Here is a 19,471-nt window from a genome sequence, read left to right on the forward strand (position 1 = left end):
AAAAAATACAATTCCAGTAAAAATAAAATTTTAACTGGAATTTATGTGCTAAATCTCTGTAATTTAATAAGATATATTGACAATAAAATATATAAATGCTACAATGAACATTACATAGTATATCATTTTAATCATATCATATTTAAAACAAAAAGTCAATACTTTTTTGAAAGGAAGTTTTGGAAATGAAAAATTCTATTGATTTATTTCAAAATGAATTATTAGAAAAGCAAGTTTTTAGTGACATAATTCAGTGTAACGAATTTACAAAAGAATATGGATTAAAATTTTCTTGTGAAGATGTTAAAGAAATTATGAACACAAGAAATATAGCACTTGAAAAAAGTGGAAGAATAGAATTCAATGGTCAAATTATAAGCAAAATTATTGAAGCTTTTTGTGATTCACCATATATATCTCAGTATAACTACAGTGATACAATAAATGAACTTGTAGAAATTTTTTATAATTATAAAAATGAAACTTTAGATTGTATAAGTGATGATGAGTTAATAGAAATTATGGAGGACAAATTTGATAATTATTGTCAGGGCTCATTGGAACTTTTAGAAGGAAGGGTATTATATAAAATTGCTGACAATATAAGAAATGGTTTTAAAGATTATACAAATCTTGATAATGAAAAGGATTGATGAACTATGGGTAAAAGTAATAGTATTGAAAAATATGGTTATTTTTTAGGAGAGAACGTTGATGAAGAAAGTTTTTTAAAAGAAATTTTAGCAATTTGTTATAAGAAAAAATTACTAAATGATAACGACTTAAAAAAAGTATATTATGAAAGAATGGAGCTTTTGAAAGAGAAATTAAAATATTACACAAAGGATGAAAGCAGCTCAGTTAGGGTAGAGATAGTTGAAAGCATCTTGAAATGTATTGATTATACTATAAGCATATATTTGAAGAGCTTTAATAATATGGATCTTGTAATAAGAGAAATAAAAAATACTTGTTTATTCGAAATATTGAGTAAAGGACAGGATTTAATTAGTGAAAAAGTATTATATAGCAAGAAGCTATTATGTCAAATTAGCAAAAATAAACTTAAAGTTGATAATTATTCCTATAATGATACTATAGATTATGGAATTCCATTGTTTTTTAAAGAATATAATAGTTTTTTTGCAGCTCATGAAGGTTCTGGGGCAATAGATTATCAGCTTTACATTGATAACATGAACTATACAGGTATTGAATATATATATAATTATTTAGAGACTTTAAGTTTAGAAAATGAGTTTTGTCATAAATTTTATATTAGTGAAATTAATAACTTGTTAAAAGCTTATAGCAAAAACTGTGAATTGTTGTTAATAAATATATTTGAATTGGTGTTCATTAATTCAATAGGAATGATTATTTGTGGCAAACAGCTAAATAGTCTTAATATTACTGGCTTAGATAGGAAATGTATAAAAAATAAGTTAGAAAAATTATCTTTAGAAGAATTAAAATTAGAATTATTAAAGTGTGTAGAAAAATGTTGCAAAATTTTCTGTATTAAAAATGAGGCATTGGTAGCTTATATGAAAAAGTCTGCATTAAAAGCAGCTTTATTGATAAACGAAAGGATAAGAATAAATAAATTAGAATCAATATTCTTATCCTTCGATGAAGATAGTATGGACGAAATGATTCAATATAATGATGGTGAAAGTATGTCAGATTCTAAATTTAAAAAATTAAGTGAAGAAATTAGAGATTGTTCCTTAGTGGAGGATAAAATAAAGTTAATTAAAGATAAGATTAATAGTTTGAAAGATTTATTCGATATATTAAGTGCTGACTGTCTATTTGAAGATGAATATATTATGTATTTTAAAAGTTTATCTCAAATGGAAGTAGTTCTTTTATCAAGATATATATATGATCTAAGTCTTGAAAATGAATATGAAAAGGAATGGTATAGTGAATTTAATAAGTACATTTCTGGATTAAGTGAAAAAGAACAAAATAAAATAAAAAAACTTATGGAGAGAATACAGTTGTAAATAGTAAATGAATAGAAGTTTTTCAAAATGATTCTAACAAAATAAACTATTTGTATAATAAAAAAATGTGAGTATTGGGAATATAAATAAATTCTTATATAATTTGAAATTATTTATATTCCCCAATTGTTAGTCGTGCATATAAAATCACCCTTTGTTTTTTAAATTTAAAATATACTTTTGTACATAATATAGTATTGCCACATTTTATGTTACTATATAACTATAAATTTAAAAAAATTATGATTTTGGTATATTCCATCGTAATGAATAGACTAATAACATTGGAGGATTTGATATTTCCCAATCTATTACTCCATTATTATCAAAACTTTTTTCATATTTATCTAAGGCAATACGACTATCTATAATTGGAAATATTTCAGCATTTGCAGAACCTTCTCTATAGTTTTTGGATATTTTAATTCTTAATCTAAGATATTTTGTTGGTTCTACTATAGTTGAAGATATAACTGGGTTAGCTTTATTTTCATTGTCTCGTAATTCAAAAGTTAAATGAAGGTTTATTATATCACCTTTCTTATAGATTTTGCCAAAATGAACTTCAAATTGTTGAAAAGAGTCTCGTTTGGTTGTCAATATAATTGTATGATCTTTATTAGCACTACTAATCTTAGTTTTATCGCTGCCAGTCCAATTATATTTATCATAGTATCTATCAATGCTTTTACATAGGACTTTAATCTTAATCTGCTTTTGGTATATTATGTGGTGCATATCTATATATTCATAAGAACATTCTTTTTCTAAAAATATATATTTAAAGTCGGTTTTAGTATATACATTATATATAGGACTGTATTTTTTATATAGAAATAATCCAAACAACCCCACAGTTGCTGCAGTAATAATGGCTATCATGATTGAATAAGGTACCAAATAATCAATGTTAGAAACAACAATATGCGTCGCTAACCCTGTTATTCCAGTGAGCACTATGAAGATTAAATACTTAATAATGTCATAAATTCCTTTACTTAAAACACTTTCTAATATTTTTTTAATACTTCCTGGCATTTTACAACCCCCGGAAATGTAGAGCTTTCACCATATAATATTCTTACTAATTTTTAAATATGACATTAGGGTAAAAAAACATATTTTTTAATATCACAGCTACACTATTTAATATTTAAAATTAAGATTATTTAAATGCACCGTATTTTACTAAGATGTTCTCGATTTTTTCATTTTTACAAAGAGCTAGTGGTGTTAAACCTAAATGATTTCTTGAATTTATATCAAAACCCAAATTTAATAATGTTTTTAAAAATTCTTCAAAATGTTCATCAAGGCAACTTACATAGTCATCATGAAGAAGTGTATTTTGATACTTATCTTTTATGTTTATATCGGCTCCATATTTTGTAAGAAGATTCAATAATTCTACAGAATAACTAAAATTGCAGTAAAATACAGGAGTTTTACCAGATATATTGACAGCATTAACTTCAGCATCTTTTTGTAATAGTATAGTTATTATATCAATATGAGGGGTTGCTCTTGCACAAAGTCTATGAAGAGGAGTTTCTAAAAATTTGCTATGATGGCTGTTGATATCAATGCCGCTATTTATTAATAATATAATTGTTTCAAAATAATTATTTTCACAGTTATCAATGGCATAGTGAAGTATACTTTGAAGTTGAAAATCGGAATTATAATTGTTGGATTCATTTATGTAATTCCTTATTTCATCTATGTTTCCTTTTCTGATAGATGAATAAATTGATTTGTTGTTTAAAGAAAATATATTGCTTAATATACCCAAATCGATTACCTCCTAAAAATAAAATAATTTACAATACATAAAAAATTAGTATTTGTAAACTTGTATAGTAATATTTTAACTTAATTATGTTTGTTCAGTATTAAATTTATCTATTGTTGCTTGGATATTGTTAATCAACTTGCTCACATGGTATCCATCAGCTGCTGCATGTGATATTGTAACTGTAAAAGGCATTAACCATTTTTCATTTTCTTTATGATATTTTCCGTATGTTATAATTGGCATTAGTGATGGAGTAGAACCATTACTATATGTGGAATATCCCGTAAAATTTAACCATGGTACACATGATATACAATAAAAGTTTTCAGGTTGATTTGGTTTAATTTTTATGCCTTTAACATTTGAATATTTTTCAATATCATTTTTATAATTATCATAAAATTTATAAAAATCATCTGTATATTCTGACCAAATATCTGAGAAGGTATGATCATCTTCATGAAAAATGGTATAGCTTGGATGGACAATATCATATACAATTAACTGATTATTTTCTCTAAATCTAATGCGAAATTCTGGCATTAAGTTTATGTTATAAGTAACACAATATATAAATGAAGGGTAAAATTTTAGATTATTCTTTTTTAATGATTCTTTAAACAAAGTAACATCAAGATTTGAAGTTATACTATAACCACACTTAATTTGTTCAGTGTAGTACTTAAAGTGATCTTTTCTTTCCCATTTTTCAAAATCAACTATATGAAACATAAATTAATTCCTCCTTAATATAAAATATTAGTTTCTACATATATAATAATTATATCAATACAATATGTTATATGTAAAATTTGATCATTAGGAGGGTGATCATGTTAAGACAAAATTAAAATCAAGTGATTCATTTTGATTTTACATGGAACTTATAGTAATTAGCTCTGAATCTATGTTATCGTTATCTATATTTAATATTGCCATACTTATAGGTAAATTGAATCTTTTAGGACCAGCGCTTCCTGGATTTAAAAATAATACATTATTGTGTTTTACTTTTACTGGTTTGTGAGAATGACCACTTATAACAACATCAATACCTGCTGCTTGTAAATCTATATCTAGCATTTCAATATCATGAAGTACATATATTAGTCTATTTCCCACTTCTACTATTTCTGTTTTGTTTAATTCATATGCAAAATTACTTTTGTCACAATTACCTCGTACGGCAGTGATAGGAGCAATTTTCTTCAGTTTCTTTAATATGTTGGGATCTACTACATCACCAGCATGTATAATTAAATCACATCCTTTTAGAATTTCTAGAACTTCTTCTCTTAAAAGACCGTGGGTATCAGAAATTACTCCAATTTTATATTTCTTCATAAAAATCTCTCCTTAGTGCATTATATTAATTTTTTGTTGGCTTCATATGTTTTACATTATTAAGAAAGTTAAATTTTTATATTAACTTCAAAAATATATATTTAGAAGATTTTACATTTTAAAATATTATACTACATTTATGTTTATATTGAATAGCTAGCAAAATGTTAGAAAATTATAAATGTGTATTTTTAATATCTCATTTAATTAGAAATTTAAAATTTTTTTATTGAAAAAATTCATTTAAGTCATGAAAACAAAAGATTAGAAAATAAACTATTATAATCCAGATGATTTATTTATTGGTTATTATTCCAAAAAAATTTTAAAATGGGTTGTAATAATTATTATCAAGTAGTATAATAAATTATATAAATATTAAAAGTAAATAATAAAAATTACTTGTTAAATATTGCTCGAAATATTTTGAGATAGCGAATATATTTGTTAGATGACTTTTAAGAGGAGGGAATTAAAGGAGTCACCTGAATTTAAGAAGCTTTCATTGATACAGTTCATTATAAGGGAGACATTCATGAAAATGTTTTGATTTTGGGGAGGTATATTTATGTTTTTTAAAACTACAGAGCAGCATGAAAATTTGAGAACAAAAATTAGGCAATTTGCTGAAGAGGAAGTTAAGCCTATTGCATTTGCATTAGATCAGGAAAATAAATTTCCTTCAGAAGTAATTAAAAAGTTAGCTGATATGGGAACACTTGGAATTCCATATGTAAAAGAGTATGGTGGAGCAGGTTTAGATGTAATCAGCTATGCCATTGCTGTTGAGGAACTATCAAGAGTAGATGGTGGTACAGGTGTAATTCTTTCTGCACATACATCTTTAGGCACATATCCAATTTCTGCTTATGGAACAGAAGATCAGAAGCAAAAATATTTAATTCCACTGGCAAAGGGAGAAAAGCTTGGTGCATTTGGGCTTACTGAAGAAAATGCTGGTAGTGATGCTGGTGGTACTGAAACTACTGCTGTTTTAGAAGGTGATTACTATATTCTAAATGGAGAAAAGATATTTATAACCAATGGAGGCGAAGCTGATACTTATATAATTTTTGCAGTTACTACTCCTAATATAGGGACACATGGAATCAGTGCATTTATTGTAGAGAAAGGCTGGGAAGGTTTTAGTTTTGGGCAACATTATGATAAGATGGGTATTCGTTCTTCTGTAACGGCAGAACTTATTTTCAATAATGTTAAGGTTCCTAAGGAAAACCTATTAGGAAAAGAGGGGGATGGCTTCAAGATTGCCATGTCAACCTTAGATGGTGGTCGTATTGGTATAGCAGCGCAAGCTCTTGGTATAGCTCAAGGAGCTTATGAAAATGCATTAGAATATTCAAAAGAAAGAATTCAATTTGGTAAACCTATTTGTAGACAACAAGCTGTTGCTTTTAAATTAGCAGACATGGCTACAAAGCTCAGATCAGCTAGGTTACTTATTTACAGTGCAGCAGAATTAAAGGAAAATCATGAGCACTACAGCATGGAATCTGCTATGGCAAAACAGTATGCTTCAGATGTTTGTCTTGAAATTGTAAATGATGCTCTTCAGATATTTGGAGGAAGTGGTTATCTTAAGGGTATGGAAGTTGAACGTGCTTATAGAGATGCTAAGATTTGTACAATATATGAAGGAACTAATGAAATTCAACGTGTAGTTATTGCAGCCAGTATTCTTGGTAAAATACCCAAAAGCGATCACACGGCTAGAGTCCCACATGAATCTGGTACAGGTTATCGTAAGAAAATTATTTACAAAGATGGGACTGCTGAAGAAAAAGTAAGTGCTCTTGTGGAAGTTCTTAAGAAGGATGGTTATGATTTTACAATTGGAATTCCTACAGATACTCCTATTAGTAAGGCAGAAAGAGTAGTTAGTGCAGGTAGAGGTATAGGTGAAAGAGAAAACATGAAACTCATAGAAGATTTTGCAGTTCAGGCAGGTGCTGCTATAGGTTCTTCACGTCCAGTAGCTGAAACTCTTAAATATGTGCCAATGGATCGTTATGTAGGAATGTCTGGCCAAAAATTCAAGGGAAATCTTTACATTGCTTGTGGAATTTCTGGTGCAAGTCAGCACTTAAAAGGCATAAAAGATGCTAGTACCATTGTTGCTATAAATATAGATGCTAATGCAAAAATTTTCAAGAATGCAGATTACGGTATTGTTGGAGATTTAATGGAGATATTACCTCTTCTTACTGCAGCTCTAGATAATGGAGAAGCAAAGAAAGAGGCTCCACCAATGAAGAAGATGAAGAGAGATGTTCCAAAGAAAGTTGTTCCAACTTGGAAGCATTATGTATGTAATGGATGCGGTTATGAATATGATCCTAGCATTGGTGATCCAGAAGGAGAAATAGTCCCTGGAACCTTGTTTGAAAATATACCTGAAGAATGGACTTGTCCTGCTTGCGGTGAAGAAAAAAATGCTTTTATAGAAGTTTAATATAGATGATATGTTTTATTTTAAAGGAGGATTAATTAATGTATTGTGTTAGAAAAATAACTGAAGATCTTTATTGGGTTGGAGGCAATGATCATCGTCTTGCCTTATTTGAAAATGTTCATCCAATTCCAAGAGGTGTTTCTTATAATTCATATGTACTTTTAGATGAGAAAACAGTACTTTTTGATACAGCTGACTGGTCAATATGTAGACAGTTTATTGAAAATATTAAAGGAGTTTTAGGAAATAGAACTTTGGATTATATGGTAATTAATCATATGGAGCCAGATCATGCAGCATGTATTGAAGAAATTGTTCTTCGTTATCCAGATGTAAAGATAATATGCACTGAAAAAGCATTCATGTTTATGCATCAGTTTGATTTTGATATAGATGATAATGTGATACAAGTTAAAGAAGGAGATACTATGTCCTTTGGAAAACACAATGTTGTATTTGTGTCTGCTCCAATGGTACATTGGCCAGAAGCTATGGTAACTTATGATACTACAAATGGTGTGCTATTTTCAGCTGATGCATTTGGTTCCTTTGGTGCTTTAGATGGTAAATTGTTTAATGATGAAATGAATTTTGACCGTGATTGGATTGATGATGCCAGAAGATATTATACAAACATTGTAGGAAAGTACGGTCCTCAAGTTCAAGCTCTTTTGAAAAAAGCCAGCAGTATTGAAATTAAAACTATTTGCCCGTTACATGGTCCAGTATGGCGTAATGATCTTGGATACTTTTTAGGCAAGTACGATAAATGGAGTCGTTATGAACCAGAAGAAAAGGGTGTAATGATCGTCTATGGAACAATGTATGGAAATACAGAAGCAGCTGCCACAGATTTAGCAACTAGACTAGTGGAAAAAGGAATGACTAATGTAGTTATGTATGATGTTTCAAAAACTCATGTATCTTATTTGATTTCTGAAACCTTTAAATATAGTCATGTAGTACTTGCTTCTGTAACTTATAACTTAAAGATTTATCCACCAATGCTTAATTATATAATGGATATGAAAGCATTAAATCTTCAAAAACGTACTTTTGCTCTTATAGAAAATGGTACTTGGGCGCCTCAATCTGCTAAATTAATGCATGAACTTTTAGATGAAATGAAAGACATGACTATTTTAGATGGTGAGATGACAGTGAATTCGGCATTGAAAGAAAAAGATGTAGATTCTATGGATGGACTTGCTGATAGCATTATAGAGTCAATGAAGTAAAATTTGTTCCATTATTTTAATTAAAAAACTGTGAAATTATAGATATAGCCCTATAATTTCACAGCTTTTTTATTTCTTTAAATATTTTTACAAAGAATTAACATAAAAAATATGTTATTAAAATTTATTCTTAAGATAGCTTAAATCTTTTCTTTATTATCTTATATAAAATTTCTGCAGTACCTTTAACTCCAAACAAACTACTATCAATTATTATATGTTTATGTTCAATATCTTCAAAAGAATATCCAGCATAATGTCTATAATAATTTTCTCTTGCCGTATCAACCTCTGCAATCATACGAACTGCTTCTCCTGGGTTCATTTTTAATATGTTTACGCAGTTATTAAAACGAGACTCCTTAGGAGCATATATGAATACATTTAAGCAGTCTTTATAATCTTTAAGAATGAAGTCTGAACACCTGCCCACAATGATGCATGATTCTTTGTCAGCTAAATTTGATATTATCTTTCGCTGAGTATCAAATATCTTATTTTGTTTATCAAGTGAACTATCTCCCAAGGGAAACAGCATATTAAAAAAATTTGATGTATAGCTTGTTTCTTCATGATCACTAATGGTGGAGACTGGCAGATTTAACTTTTGTGAAGTGGTTTCCACTATATCTCTATCATAATACTCTATGCCAAGTATTGTAGAAAGTTCTCTTGCAATTGGCCTTCCTAAACTTCCAAATTGTCTATTGATCGTTACACAATACTTTTGCATATATTATCATCTCCAACTATTCTTGCAAGGAATGTTCTTGTACGTTGATTTTTTGGATTTGTAAAGATTTCTTCTGGCTTTCCTTCTTCAACAATATACCCATCTGCCATAAAAATTACTCTATCTGAAACTTCCCTAGCAAATTGCATTTCATGGGTTACTACTATCATAGTCATGCCTTCTTTTGCAAGATCACGCATTACTTCAAGAACATCTCCAACAAGTTCAGGGTCCAATGCAGATGTAGGTTCATCGAAAAGCAAAGCTCTAGGTTCCATTGCCAATGCTCTAGCTATGGCAACACGCTGTTGCTGACCACCAGATAATGTGGTAGGCATTACATTTGCCTTTGAAGCTAAACCCACTTTTTCTAGGAGTTCCAGTGCCTTCTTTTCAGCATTATCCTTTGATTTCTTTTTAGTTAAAATTGGTGCAAGAGTAATATTTTTTAGTACAGTTTTCATAGGGAATAAATTGAATCTTTGAAATACCATACCAACTTCTTCTCGATATTTTCGTAAATCATGTTTTTGAGTACAAACATCTTTATCTTCATAATATATAGTTCCACCAGATTGAAGTTCCAATTGATTAATACAACGAAGTAAAGTACTTTTACCTGAACCAGAAGGTCCAATTATACATATGACTTCACCTTCGGTAACATCAACATTAATATCCTTAAGCACTTCCAGATCACCAAAGTTTTTAGACAAATTTTCAATTTTTATCAAACTTTTCATGCTTTAACCCTTCTTTCGATTTGTTTTTGAATAATGATGAGAATTGAGATTATCACCAGATAGAATACTGCGCCTGCACTATAAGCTTGTATGGTATCAAAGGTAACTGCAGCATAATTTTGAATTTGTTTTGTTATTTCGTTTACTACTATTACAGAAAGTATTGCTGTATCCTTAACTGTAATGATAAATTGATTGAATAGGGCTGGTAACATTGATTTAAAAGCAGGGGGAATGACTACATGCCATAGAGTTTGAAAAGGTGTTAGACCAAGGGACACTCCTGCTTCTTTTTGACCTAGATCAATTCCTTCTAAAGAGCCACGCACTATTTCAGCAATAAATGCACCTGAATTTAAAGATATAACTATAATTCCTGCAGCATTGCTTTGAATATCATATCCAGTAATTTTTGGTATGACAAAGTATACATATAATGCTTGAACAATTAGTGGTGTTCCGCGAATAATCCATAAATAAATATTGGCAATAATTTTTACAATTTTATTTTTGCATTGAAGTGCAAAGCCAGATAAACATCCTATTAAAAATCCAAAAAAGATTCCGAATAATGAAACTTCTAATGTTATTTTTAGTCCTTCCAAAAGCATGGGCATAAGAACTTTTAAAAAACCTAAATCCATAATATCATCCTTTCCTAGCACAAAGTCTGCTACAATACTAGTTATAACCATAGAAAAATAAATATTGAAAGCTTCCCTTGATTAATTCGCATTTTACTAATGATTTGCATTTATTGCAATAATCTGAATAATCAAGGGAAGCTGCTTGTATAAAATTTATGATTTATCTTTATTTAGCAGCTTTACACCACTTATCTTCAAGTTTTGTTATTGTACCATCATCACGTAATTTTTTAACTGCTGTATTTAAAATACTCATTAGTTGAGGATTGCTTTTAGCAGCTTTAAATGAAACTGCAACTGCATATTGTGATTGATCCTGTGCAAACCATTTTCCAACCATTTGAAGTTTTGTATCCTTTTTAGTTGATATATAGTATGCAGTACCAGGAGCATCATGAACTACAGCATCTACCTTTCCATCTTCAAGTGATTGAAGAGCTGTTGTAATAGAGTCATGTATTTGAAGACTATTTTGAGGTACATTGGCAGCGGCCAAATATAAATTGCTGGCAGTTCCTTTTTCTACAGCGACCTTGTATTTACCACCTTTAATACTGTCAATTCCAGTTATTTCTTTTGGACTAGTATTTTTATTAGTAATTACTGTTAATCCTGCGTTATAATAAGTATCAGTGAAATTCATTACTTTCTTTCTTTTATCTGTTGCACAAAGAGCAGCTACAACAAAATCTAGTTTACCTTCAGCAACGGATGTAGTTAATGGACTATAGTCCATAGCTTGTAATTTGTCGCCTTCGATTTTAAAGCCTAAAATTTTTTGTAATTCCTTAAGAAAATCCATATCAAATCCTATTAAAGTTTTTCCATCTTTATCATAATAAGAAAATGGAGCATAAGTACCAGAAGTTCCTATTTTAAACGTGTAATCTTTCAAAGCCCCTTGAAGTTTATCGGCACTAATAGTAGTTTGCGTAGAAGTTGTTTCCTGTTTTGAAGAGCTGTTGCCGCATCCAGCTAGCAATACAATAAGAGTTAAGATTGTTAATGTGGAAAATATCTTTTTTGTTAATAATCTTTTCATGTATGATCCCCCCAAAAATTTAGTAATCAGTGATTTATTGTATACAGAATAGCATCTGTTTAACAGTTTGTCAATAAATAATATATATTTTTGAGTTTTTGTTAATTATATAATTTGTTTTTATCAATGTGTTAATTATCGTATTATTCTTTATTTTCAATATGTTAAAATGTTTACAATAAATTCTTTGCATATTCAATAAATTTTTTTGAAGCAGGGGAAAGATATTTTAAAGATTTTACTCCAATACCTAAACTTCGAAATGTATATGGTTCAAGTGGCAATGAAGTAATTAAGTCAGACCAATCTTTTACAATTAAATTTGGAAGTATGCTGATGCCAAGATGATTTGCAACCATGGAAATAATGGTATGATCATCTGTTGAAGAAAAGTGTATACATGGTGTTACCTTTGATTTCCTTAATGCTAGATGTATATCATAATCGATACCTAACCCATGGATTATAAAAGATTGATTTTGGAAATCAGAAATTTCATAAATACCGTTTTTGGGAATTGGAAAATCTTTTGGCAAAATTGCCATAAGTGGATCATCTTTTATGGGGATCCAGTCAAATTCTTGAGAATTTCTCTTACTGCAAAAACCAAAATCTACGGTATTGTTTTCGATCCAGGATTCTATTTCATCAATACCACCTTCTCTTATATTTATATTAATGCTTGAAAAATCTTTTTGAAATTCATATATGATTTTTGGAAGCCAGTTTATAGCAATGCTTGAATACGTACCAATGGTGATGGAACCTGTAACTAGACCATTTATCGCATTTATAGTTTGTTCCAAATGAGAGTTATTTGCTAAAAGCTGTCTTATAAGCGGAAGAATTGTTTTACCGTTATCAGTAAGGGATACTCCCCGTCTTGTTCGTACAAACAAAGAAAAACCAAATTCATTTTCCAATCCCTTTATTATGTGGCTAACTCCAGATTGGGTATAACCAAGTTTATTACCACTTATTGTGAAATTACCACTATCAGCTACATCAGAAAAAAGTTCGTATTTTTTTAAATCCATTTTACATCTCCTCCTTAAGGCTAAGTATCGAATATCTAACTTAGAAATTTAATTTGTATGTGATATAGTCATGAAAATATATAACTGAATATAAATTAAGCTTGTAATTTCAAGCTTCCACGGAATGTTGATTTTACACATTGAAAACGTATATATGATATTTAGGCATGATAAAATGTAATGTCTAAAATGCAAAAATGTAATTTTACTATTTTAAGAATATGTATTATTATAGTCAAAACGAATTAAAAATACAAATATTGAAAAAAAGTTCACATAGGATAATTTTGTAAAAATGATAAATGAAGTGTAAAGCTATAGCTTTTGATGAACATCATAATTGAATTATCAGCAGTTACTTTGATTAAGGAGGCAGTCTATTAAATTTTACAATTACTGCAAACTAGGAGGTGGTTAATCATAGTAAATACAGTTAAAGAAGAGACTATCCCTATTTAATAAAACTGCTATGATATAAAACAAAATGAAAAAGGTTCAGAATATTAAGTCTTATGGATGAATTGCTAAAATGAATTATTAGAAAATTGTTATTATGAACCATAATTATATTCAAAATGAATTTTTTATGACAAAAATGTTTTGATAAATATTATTAAAACATGTATAGAACATTTCATCAATGTAATTGCAAAAATTTTTAAATTAAGAAAATTTATAGATAAAGGGGAGTATGAATATGAAATTAAAAGATAAGAATTTAACTGAAAAGGATGTAAAGGCATTAGTAAAAAAATATATGATTGATACGTATGAACGTTATGATTTTGTTTGTGAACGTGCAAAGGGTATGTATCTTTATAATGCTAAAGGAGAAAAATATCTTGATTTCTATGGTGGTATTGCTGTAAATAGTGCAGGAAACTGTAATGAAAAAGTTGTTGCTGCAATAAAAGAACAAGTTGAAGATGTAATCCACACCTTCAATTATCCATATACTGTTCCTCAAGCACTTTTAGCAGAAAAAATTTGTAAAACTATTGGTATGGATAAAATATTTTATCAAAATTCAGGAACAGAAGCTAATGAAGCAATGATTAAAATGGCTAGAAAATATGGGGTAGAGAAGTATGGTAAAAACAAATACCATATTATAACAGCAAAAAACAGCTTTCACGGAAGAACCTATGGTGCCTTAACAGCTACAGGACAACCTGATAATGCTTGCCAAATTGGACTTAAGCCAATGCTTCCAGGGTTCTCATATGCGGACTTTAATGATTTGGAATCCTTTAAAGCATTAGTGACAGAAGATACTATTGCAATTATGATTGAACCAGTTCAGGGTGAAGGTGGAGTTATTCCAGCTACTCAAGAATTTATGGATGGTATTAAAGCTCTTTGTGATGAGAAAGGTTTGCTGCTTTTATTAGATGAAGTTCAAACAGGATGGTGTAGAACAGGTAGTATTATGGCATATATGGATTATGGTGTAAAACCGGATATAGTTTCTATGGCAAAAGCTATGGGTGGAGGAATGCCAATTTCAGCTATTTGTGCAACTAAGGAAGTGGCTAAGGCTTTTACTATAGGATCTCATGGAACAACTTATGGTGGTAATCCAGTATGTTGTTCAGCTTCACTTGCTCAAATCAATGAGCTGTTAGATAAGCATTTGGCACAAAATGCTAAAAAAATAGGTAACTACTTTATGGATAAATTAAAGACACTTCCATATATTAAAGATGTTCGTGGTAAAGGACTACTTGTAGGTGTTGAATTTGATGAACCTGTAGGTAAAGATATAAAACATGGATGTTTAGATAGAAAGATGTTGGTTACTTTAATTGGAGATTCTGTAATTCGTATGGTTCCACCACTTATTGCAACTAAAGAACACTGTGATAAAGCATATGAAATTTTGAAAGCATCTGTAGAAGCAGCATACAGAACACTTCAACTTAAAAATGTAGTTTAGAAAAAATATTCAATAGATTTTTATTACTAGTTTTTTATTGACAAATTAAGTTGAAAAACTTATACTTACAAGGGTACAAAAGTTCAAATAAAATTAAATATGAATTGTTAGGTGAGGCTCCTATATTAGATACATGCTACTGCCCAAAAATATCGAGAGATGCCAATGGGTCAACAGGTATTACCGAATTAAGGTTTTACTTAATGTAGCTGAGTTTAACTCAAAGCTATATAGTGCTAAAACTCAACGAAGGATGTTTATAAGAATATTCGTTTATTCGTCTTCAGAGTTTTTTTTGAGAGCCTTTTTTTAAGGCTCTTTTATTTTGTATAGAAGTTTTATATTTTTTATGAAAATTATGACATGAAGTATTTAATTGAATCTAATTTAGAGTTCATTTTGTAATATGAAAGGCGGCGGTAATTGTAATGAGTATTGAGGATGGTGATAATTATTGATTAACGAGTAAAGATTAAGGAGAGTGATTAGAATGAAGTTAGAAAAGACAGTTGTAAATAGAAAGCTTGGAGTACTTGATGTAATTATATTTTTAGTTATTATATCAATATTATATTTGGCAATTGCTCCAGGAATAAAAGGGAATGTAAGTACTAGTGGAATACAGGTTTCAACAGATGTAAGCAATCTTCCAATATATGTATTGAAATCAGTTGGTAGAATGACAGGAGCTTATATTTTATCAGTTATATTTACTCTTATATATGGATATATAGCTGCACATAATGAAAAAGCTGAGAAGGTAATGGTGCCAATATTGGATATTCTTCAATCTATACCAGTATTATCATTTTTACCAGCAGTAGTTTTGGGACTCATAGCAGTATTCCCTAGCCATAATATAGGTTTGGAATTATCTTCTATTATATTGATATTTACTGGACAAGCATGGAATATGACCTTTAGTTTTTATCATTCTATAAAAATATTGCCTAAAGATTTAGAAGAAGCTTCAGGAGTTTTTGGATTAAATAAATGGCAGAAATTTAAAAAGCTAGAAGTACCTTTTGCTGTTATTGGGTTAGTTTGGAATAGTATGATGTCTTGGTCAGGTGGATGGTTCTTTCTTATGGCTTGTGAGATGTTTACATTAAAAGGTAAGGATTTTAGACTTGAAGGTATTGGATCTTTTTTACAAACCGCTGCAACTCAAGGAGACAAGAAAGCGTTACTTTGGGGAATAGCTGCATTAATATTTGTTATTGTGATTTTAGATCAATTAGTTTGGAAACCAGTAACTGTTTGGGCAGATAAGTTTAAAATGGAGCTTACTGAATCTGGCGAAGCACCTCATTCATTTGTACTTACACTTTTGAGAAGATCAGTGATTATTGAGTTTTTAATTAAAAAAATATATGAACCTATTGCAGAAAATTTAAATGATGCTGTAGACAGGTTTGTTGTGAAGCTTGGTAGTAAAGAAAAAATTGAAGAAAAAGGTATAGGTTTTATAATCAGATTGATAGTAAGAATATTGATTTATGGAATACTTTTATATTCAGGCTTTAATGCATTTAAATTATTAATGCAGCTTTCAAAAAATGAATGGGGAAGAATACTTCCTTCTGTAGGGTATTCATTTTTAAGGGTTGTTGCAGCACAAGTTATAGCATTAATATGGACAGTACCTGTAGGAGTAGCTATAGGCATGAATAAAAAAGTAGCAAATGTTTTACAACCTATTATTCAAGTTGTAGCATCAATTCCAGCAACTGCACTTTTTCCTGTGATTTTGATATACTTTATGAATAAACTTGGTGGACTTAATATTGCATCAGTGATTTTAATGCTAATGGGAACTCAGTGGTACATACTATTTAATGTGATTGCAGGAGCAATGGCTATTCCGGAGGATTTAAAAGCTGCAACTAAAACTTTTGGTATTAATGGATGGAAAAAGTGGAAAGTTCTTATACTTCCTTCTATATTTCCTTATCTTTTAACTGGAATGGTAACAGCTACAGGTGGATGCTGGAATGCAAGTATTGTATCTGAATATGTTAACTTTGGTGGAAAAACTATGTCTACTATAGGACTTGGAGCCCTTATATCAGAGGCTACAGAAAAAGGAAATTATCCTCTTTTACTTATAGCTACTATTATTATGTGTATTGTAGTAGTTGGGGTCAATAAAACATTGTGGAAGAGATTATATGTACTATCAGAAGAAAAATTTAAAATAGAATTGTAAAGGGGCGGAAACATGAAAAGTGTAAAAGAATTTATAAAGGTTAAAGGAATTACAAAATATTTTGGTGGCTCAGATAAGCCTACCTTAGAAGATATAAATTTAACTATAAATGAAGGTGAATTTATAGCAATATTAGGTCCTTCGGGATCAGGAAAATCAACACTACTTAGAACCATAACAGGATTAGTGAAGTCAGACAGTGGTGAAGTAATTTTCGATGGTAAGAAGGTAACTGGAGTAAATCCCTATGCTTCTATAGTTTTTCAAACCTTTGCACTCTATCCATGGCTTACTGTTGGTGAAAATGTAGAGCTAGGTCTTAAGGCTAAGGGATTTCCAAAAGATTATACAAAAAGGAAAGCTGAAGAGCTTATAAGCCTTATAGGTCTAGATGGATTTGAAGAGGCATATCCAAAGGAGCTTTCAGGAGGAATGAGACAAAGAGTAGGATTTGCTAGAGCCTTAGCAGTGGAACCGAAGTTGCTATGTTTGGATGAACCTTTTTCAGCATTAGACTTTTTAACTGCCGAAAATTTAAGAACGGAATTAGTTGAATTGTGGCAGGAAAAAAGAATGCCTATAAAAAGTATAATAATGATTACTCATGGCATTGAAGAAGCAGTGCTTATGTCGGATAAAATTGTAATGCTCAGCAGAAATCCTGCACACATAATTGCGGAGATTAAAGTAGATCTTCCTCATCCAAGGAACAGAAAATCACCTGAATTTGAAAAAATAGTTGATAGTGTTTATAAGCTATTAATCAAAGGCAAAAGTGAGGATAGTGAGGAAAAGAAATTAAGTAAAAGTGTGAGTATAGGTAAAGAAAAGGAAGAAAACGGAGAAAAGCTTATTCAGATTCCTGATGCTCATGTTGGTGTGATGTCAGGTTTACTTGAACTTATAGATGATAACAGTGGTAAGATGGATATATATCAATTAGGAGGAGACTTAATGATGGAAATAGATGATCTTCTTCCTAATATAGAAGGCATATCTATACTTAATTTTGCAGAGGTAAAAGAAGGTGATATTTTTATAACTGATCTTGGAAAAGAATTTGTGGAGCTAGATAAAGATGAAAGTAAAGAGTTGTTTAAAAAGCAGCTAGAAGGTATATCCACGTTTAAATTAATAATGAATGTGCTAAATAATAAAAAAAATCATAAAATGAAGGAAGAATTTTTTAAAGAGTTATTTAAACAGCATTTTTCACATCATGAAATTGAAGGAATGATGGATATTATAATTGATTGGGGAAGATATGCTGAATTATTTACTTATGACCATGATTCAGAAGAGCTTTACTTGGATTTGGAAGAAAAACAAGTACTCTAAATATTTTTGAAGGTTCCATGGCAAAATGGTATAATTATCTAAATGATAGTATAAATTTTGTATTTCATATGATATTAATGAAGTGGAGGAGCCAAAATGAAAAATTTTGTAACAGTTGATTGGTTAAAGGAACATATTGAAGATACCAATTTAATAGTTGTAGATTGTAGAGGAGATCTGCTTGATGAAAATTATGGCAGGAAGGTGTATGGACAAGGACATTTAAAAGGAGCTAAGTTTATAAATCTTAGTAATCAGCTATCTTCTGCTGCGAATGAACATGGAGGAAGGAATCCTTTGCCTGGAATTAATGATTTTAAAAATACAATTGAAGGCTTGGGAATAAATAATGGTACTGTAGTAGTAGCTTATGATGAATATAAAATTGCAAGTGCTGCAAGATTTTGCTGGATGTTAAGACATATGGGTCATGAATCTAATTATGTTTTAGATGGTGGAATAGGTAAATGGATAAGTAATGGAAATGATGTTTCAACAGATGTTTTAGAAGTATCAAAAAAAGGTGATTTCAAAATAGGTATAAATGAAAATTTAAAAACTAATATGGAACATGTAAATGAAGTAAAATTAAATCCTGAAGTTTTCATAATAGATTCAAGAACAGAAATAAGATATAGCGGGAAAAATGAACCAATAGATAAAATAGCAGGACATATAAATGGAGCTGTAAATTATTATTGGAAGGACAATTTAAATGATGATAATACAATTAAAGATATATCATATTTAAAGAAAAGATTTAAAAGTTCATTTGGCAAAAAAGAAGTTATAGTATATTGTGGTTCTGGTATAGATGCTGCTTTTAACTTTTTAACATTAGATGAAATTGGTGTAAAAGCAAAACTTTATGTTGGAAGCTGGAGTGATTGGATAACTTATAAGGAAAATATTTAGGAGATAAAA

The 19,471-nt window shown here is 29.6% G+C and carries 17 protein-coding genes and 1 riboswitch; of the genes, 8 read left to right on the plus strand and 9 right to left on the minus strand.

Features of this window, described 5'->3' with window-relative positions:
• Positions 1–185: 185 nt before the first annotated feature.
• Both EG57_RS0221990 and EG57_RS0221995 read left to right on the plus strand, forming a co-directional pair.
• On the plus strand, positions 186–653 hold the full coding sequence (locus tag EG57_RS0221990) for a DUF6323 family protein (protein ID WP_032079246.1): 468 nt from the start codon (positions 186–188) through the stop codon (positions 651–653).
• 6 nt (positions 654–659) lie between these two features.
• A complete protein-coding gene (locus tag EG57_RS0221995) occupies positions 660–2,012 on the plus strand; it encodes a DUF6179 domain-containing protein (protein WP_032079247.1) in 1,353 nt (450 codons plus the stop codon).
• A 240-nt stretch (positions 2,013–2,252) separates the two neighbouring features.
• Here EG57_RS0221995 and EG57_RS0222000 read toward each other — a convergent pair whose 3' ends face one another.
• The 4 genes from EG57_RS0222000 to EG57_RS0222015 form a co-directional block, all read right to left on the minus strand.
• Positions 2,253–3,050 carry a hypothetical protein gene (locus tag EG57_RS0222000; RefSeq protein WP_032079248.1) on the minus strand — a complete coding sequence of 266 codons (798 nt, stop codon included), beginning with the start codon at positions 3,048–3,050 and terminating at the stop codon, positions 2,253–2,255.
• Positions 3,051–3,177: 127 nt separating this feature from the next.
• A complete protein-coding gene (locus EG57_RS0222005; protein WP_052038049.1) occupies positions 3,178–3,804 on the minus strand; it encodes an ankyrin repeat domain-containing protein in 627 nt (208 codons plus the stop codon).
• Between the two features lie 84 nt (positions 3,805–3,888).
• Positions 3,889–4,539: a chloramphenicol acetyltransferase gene (locus EG57_RS0222010; protein ID WP_032079249.1), complete on the minus strand. Its 651-nt coding sequence runs from the start codon at positions 4,537–4,539 to the stop codon at positions 3,889–3,891.
• Between the two features lie 141 nt (positions 4,540–4,680).
• Positions 4,681–5,151: a metallophosphoesterase family protein gene (locus EG57_RS0222015; RefSeq protein WP_032079250.1), complete on the minus strand. Its 471-nt coding sequence runs from the start codon at positions 5,149–5,151 to the stop codon at positions 4,681–4,683.
• A gap of 568 nt (positions 5,152–5,719) precedes the next feature.
• Between EG57_RS0222015 and EG57_RS26070 the strand changes: the two genes are divergently transcribed.
• Positions 5,720–7,624 (plus strand): acyl-CoA dehydrogenase family protein, encoded by a 1,905-nt coding sequence (locus tag EG57_RS26070; protein WP_084572298.1) that lies wholly within the window; start codon positions 5,720–5,722, stop codon positions 7,622–7,624.
• Between the two features lie 38 nt (positions 7,625–7,662).
• Positions 7,663–8,862 carry an FprA family A-type flavoprotein gene (locus EG57_RS0222025; protein WP_032079251.1) on the plus strand — a complete coding sequence of 400 codons (1,200 nt, stop codon included), beginning with the start codon at positions 7,663–7,665 and terminating at the stop codon, positions 8,860–8,862.
• A gap of 130 nt (positions 8,863–8,992) precedes the next feature.
• On the opposite strand, the gene EG57_RS0222030 is transcribed toward EG57_RS0222025, so the two are convergent.
• The 5 genes from EG57_RS0222030 to EG57_RS0222050 all read right to left on the minus strand — a co-directional run bounded on the left by EG57_RS0222030 (position 8,993) and on the right by EG57_RS0222050 (position 13,064).
• Positions 8,993–9,595, minus strand: coding sequence for a cytidylate kinase-like family protein (locus tag EG57_RS0222030; protein ID WP_032079252.1), 603 nt, complete (start codon positions 9,593–9,595; stop codon positions 8,993–8,995).
• Entirely contained in the window at positions 9,577–10,338 is a 762-nt protein-coding gene (locus EG57_RS0222035; RefSeq protein WP_032079253.1) for an amino acid ABC transporter ATP-binding protein, read from the minus strand. The genes EG57_RS0222030 and EG57_RS0222035 overlap by 19 nt, the downstream gene beginning before the upstream one ends.
• Positions 10,335–10,982: an amino acid ABC transporter permease gene (locus EG57_RS0222040; RefSeq protein WP_032079277.1), complete on the minus strand. Its 648-nt coding sequence runs from the start codon at positions 10,980–10,982 to the stop codon at positions 10,335–10,337. The genes EG57_RS0222035 and EG57_RS0222040 overlap by 4 nt, the downstream gene beginning before the upstream one ends.
• A gap of 169 nt (positions 10,983–11,151) precedes the next feature.
• Complete coding sequence (locus tag EG57_RS0222045) at positions 11,152–12,027, minus strand: substrate-binding periplasmic protein (RefSeq protein WP_032079254.1); 876 nt, start codon at positions 12,025–12,027, stop codon at positions 11,152–11,154.
• Positions 12,028–12,200: 173 nt separating this feature from the next.
• Positions 12,201–13,064: a LysR family transcriptional regulator gene (locus tag EG57_RS0222050; RefSeq protein WP_032079255.1), complete on the minus strand. Its 864-nt coding sequence runs from the start codon at positions 13,062–13,064 to the stop codon at positions 12,201–12,203.
• A gap of 697 nt (positions 13,065–13,761) precedes the next feature.
• Between EG57_RS0222050 and EG57_RS0222055 the strand changes: the two genes are divergently transcribed.
• From EG57_RS0222055 to EG57_RS0222070, 4 genes are all read left to right on the plus strand, one after another.
• Positions 13,762–15,000, plus strand: coding sequence for an aspartate aminotransferase family protein (locus tag EG57_RS0222055; protein WP_032079256.1), 1,239 nt, complete (start codon positions 13,762–13,764; stop codon positions 14,998–15,000).
• 96 nt (positions 15,001–15,096) lie between these two features.
• Positions 15,097–15,262, plus strand: a riboswitch (M-box (ykoK) riboswitch).
• A gap of 228 nt (positions 15,263–15,490) precedes the next feature.
• The gene (locus EG57_RS0222060; RefSeq protein ID WP_032079257.1) at positions 15,491–17,209 is read left to right on the plus strand and encodes an ABC transporter permease; all 1,719 of its coding nucleotides are present in this window, start codon (positions 15,491–15,493) and stop codon (positions 17,207–17,209) included.
• Positions 17,210–17,221: 12 nt separating this feature from the next.
• Positions 17,222–18,547: an ABC transporter ATP-binding protein gene (locus EG57_RS0222065; protein ID WP_032079258.1), complete on the plus strand. Its 1,326-nt coding sequence runs from the start codon at positions 17,222–17,224 to the stop codon at positions 18,545–18,547.
• Positions 18,548–18,643: 96 nt separating this feature from the next.
• Positions 18,644–19,462, plus strand: coding sequence for a sulfurtransferase (locus EG57_RS0222070; RefSeq protein WP_032079259.1), 819 nt, complete (start codon positions 18,644–18,646; stop codon positions 19,460–19,462).
• Positions 19,463–19,471: the final 9 nt, after the last annotated feature.

The organism is Clostridium drakei (assembly GCF_000633595.2).
GTDB classification, from domain to species: domain Bacteria; phylum Bacillota; class Clostridia; order Clostridiales; family Clostridiaceae; genus Clostridium_AM; species Clostridium_AM drakei.

Bases quoted from the DNA above. Each gene is read 5' to 3' on its own strand.
- EG57_RS0221990 (WP_032079246.1), top strand. From the start codon at position 186: ATGAAAAATTCTATTGATTTATTTCAAAATGAATTATTAGAAAAGCAA.
- EG57_RS0221995 (WP_032079247.1), top strand. From the start codon at position 660: ATGGGTAAAAGTAATAGTATTGAAAAATATGGTTATTTTTTAGGAGAG.
- EG57_RS0222000 (WP_032079248.1), bottom strand. From the start codon at position 3,050: ATGCCAGGAAGTATTAAAAAAATATTAGAAAGTGTTTTAAGTAAAGGA.
- EG57_RS0222010 (WP_032079249.1), bottom strand. From the start codon at position 4,539: ATGTTTCATATAGTTGATTTTGAAAAATGGGAAAGAAAAGATCACTTT.
- EG57_RS0222015 (WP_032079250.1), bottom strand. From the start codon at position 5,151: ATGAAGAAATATAAAATTGGAGTAATTTCTGATACCCACGGTCTTTTA.
- EG57_RS26070 (WP_084572298.1), top strand. From the start codon at position 5,720: ATGTTTTTTAAAACTACAGAGCAGCATGAAAATTTGAGAACAAAAATT.
- EG57_RS0222025 (WP_032079251.1), top strand. From the start codon at position 7,663: ATGTATTGTGTTAGAAAAATAACTGAAGATCTTTATTGGGTTGGAGGC.
- EG57_RS0222030 (WP_032079252.1), bottom strand. From the start codon at position 9,595: ATGCAAAAGTATTGTGTAACGATCAATAGACAATTTGGAAGTTTAGGA.
- EG57_RS0222035 (WP_032079253.1), bottom strand. From the start codon at position 10,338: ATGAAAAGTTTGATAAAAATTGAAAATTTGTCTAAAAACTTTGGTGAT.
- EG57_RS0222040 (WP_032079277.1), bottom strand. From the start codon at position 10,982: ATGGATTTAGGTTTTTTAAAAGTTCTTATGCCCATGCTTTTGGAAGGA.
- EG57_RS0222045 (WP_032079254.1), bottom strand. From the start codon at position 12,027: ATGAAAAGATTATTAACAAAAAAGATATTTTCCACATTAACAATCTTA.
- EG57_RS0222050 (WP_032079255.1), bottom strand. From the start codon at position 13,064: ATGGATTTAAAAAAATACGAACTTTTTTCTGATGTAGCTGATAGTGGT.
- EG57_RS0222055 (WP_032079256.1), top strand. From the start codon at position 13,762: ATGAAATTAAAAGATAAGAATTTAACTGAAAAGGATGTAAAGGCATTA.
- EG57_RS0222060 (WP_032079257.1), top strand. From the start codon at position 15,491: ATGAAGTTAGAAAAGACAGTTGTAAATAGAAAGCTTGGAGTACTTGAT.
- EG57_RS0222065 (WP_032079258.1), top strand. From the start codon at position 17,222: ATGAAAAGTGTAAAAGAATTTATAAAGGTTAAAGGAATTACAAAATAT.
- EG57_RS0222070 (WP_032079259.1), top strand. From the start codon at position 18,644: ATGAAAAATTTTGTAACAGTTGATTGGTTAAAGGAACATATTGAAGAT.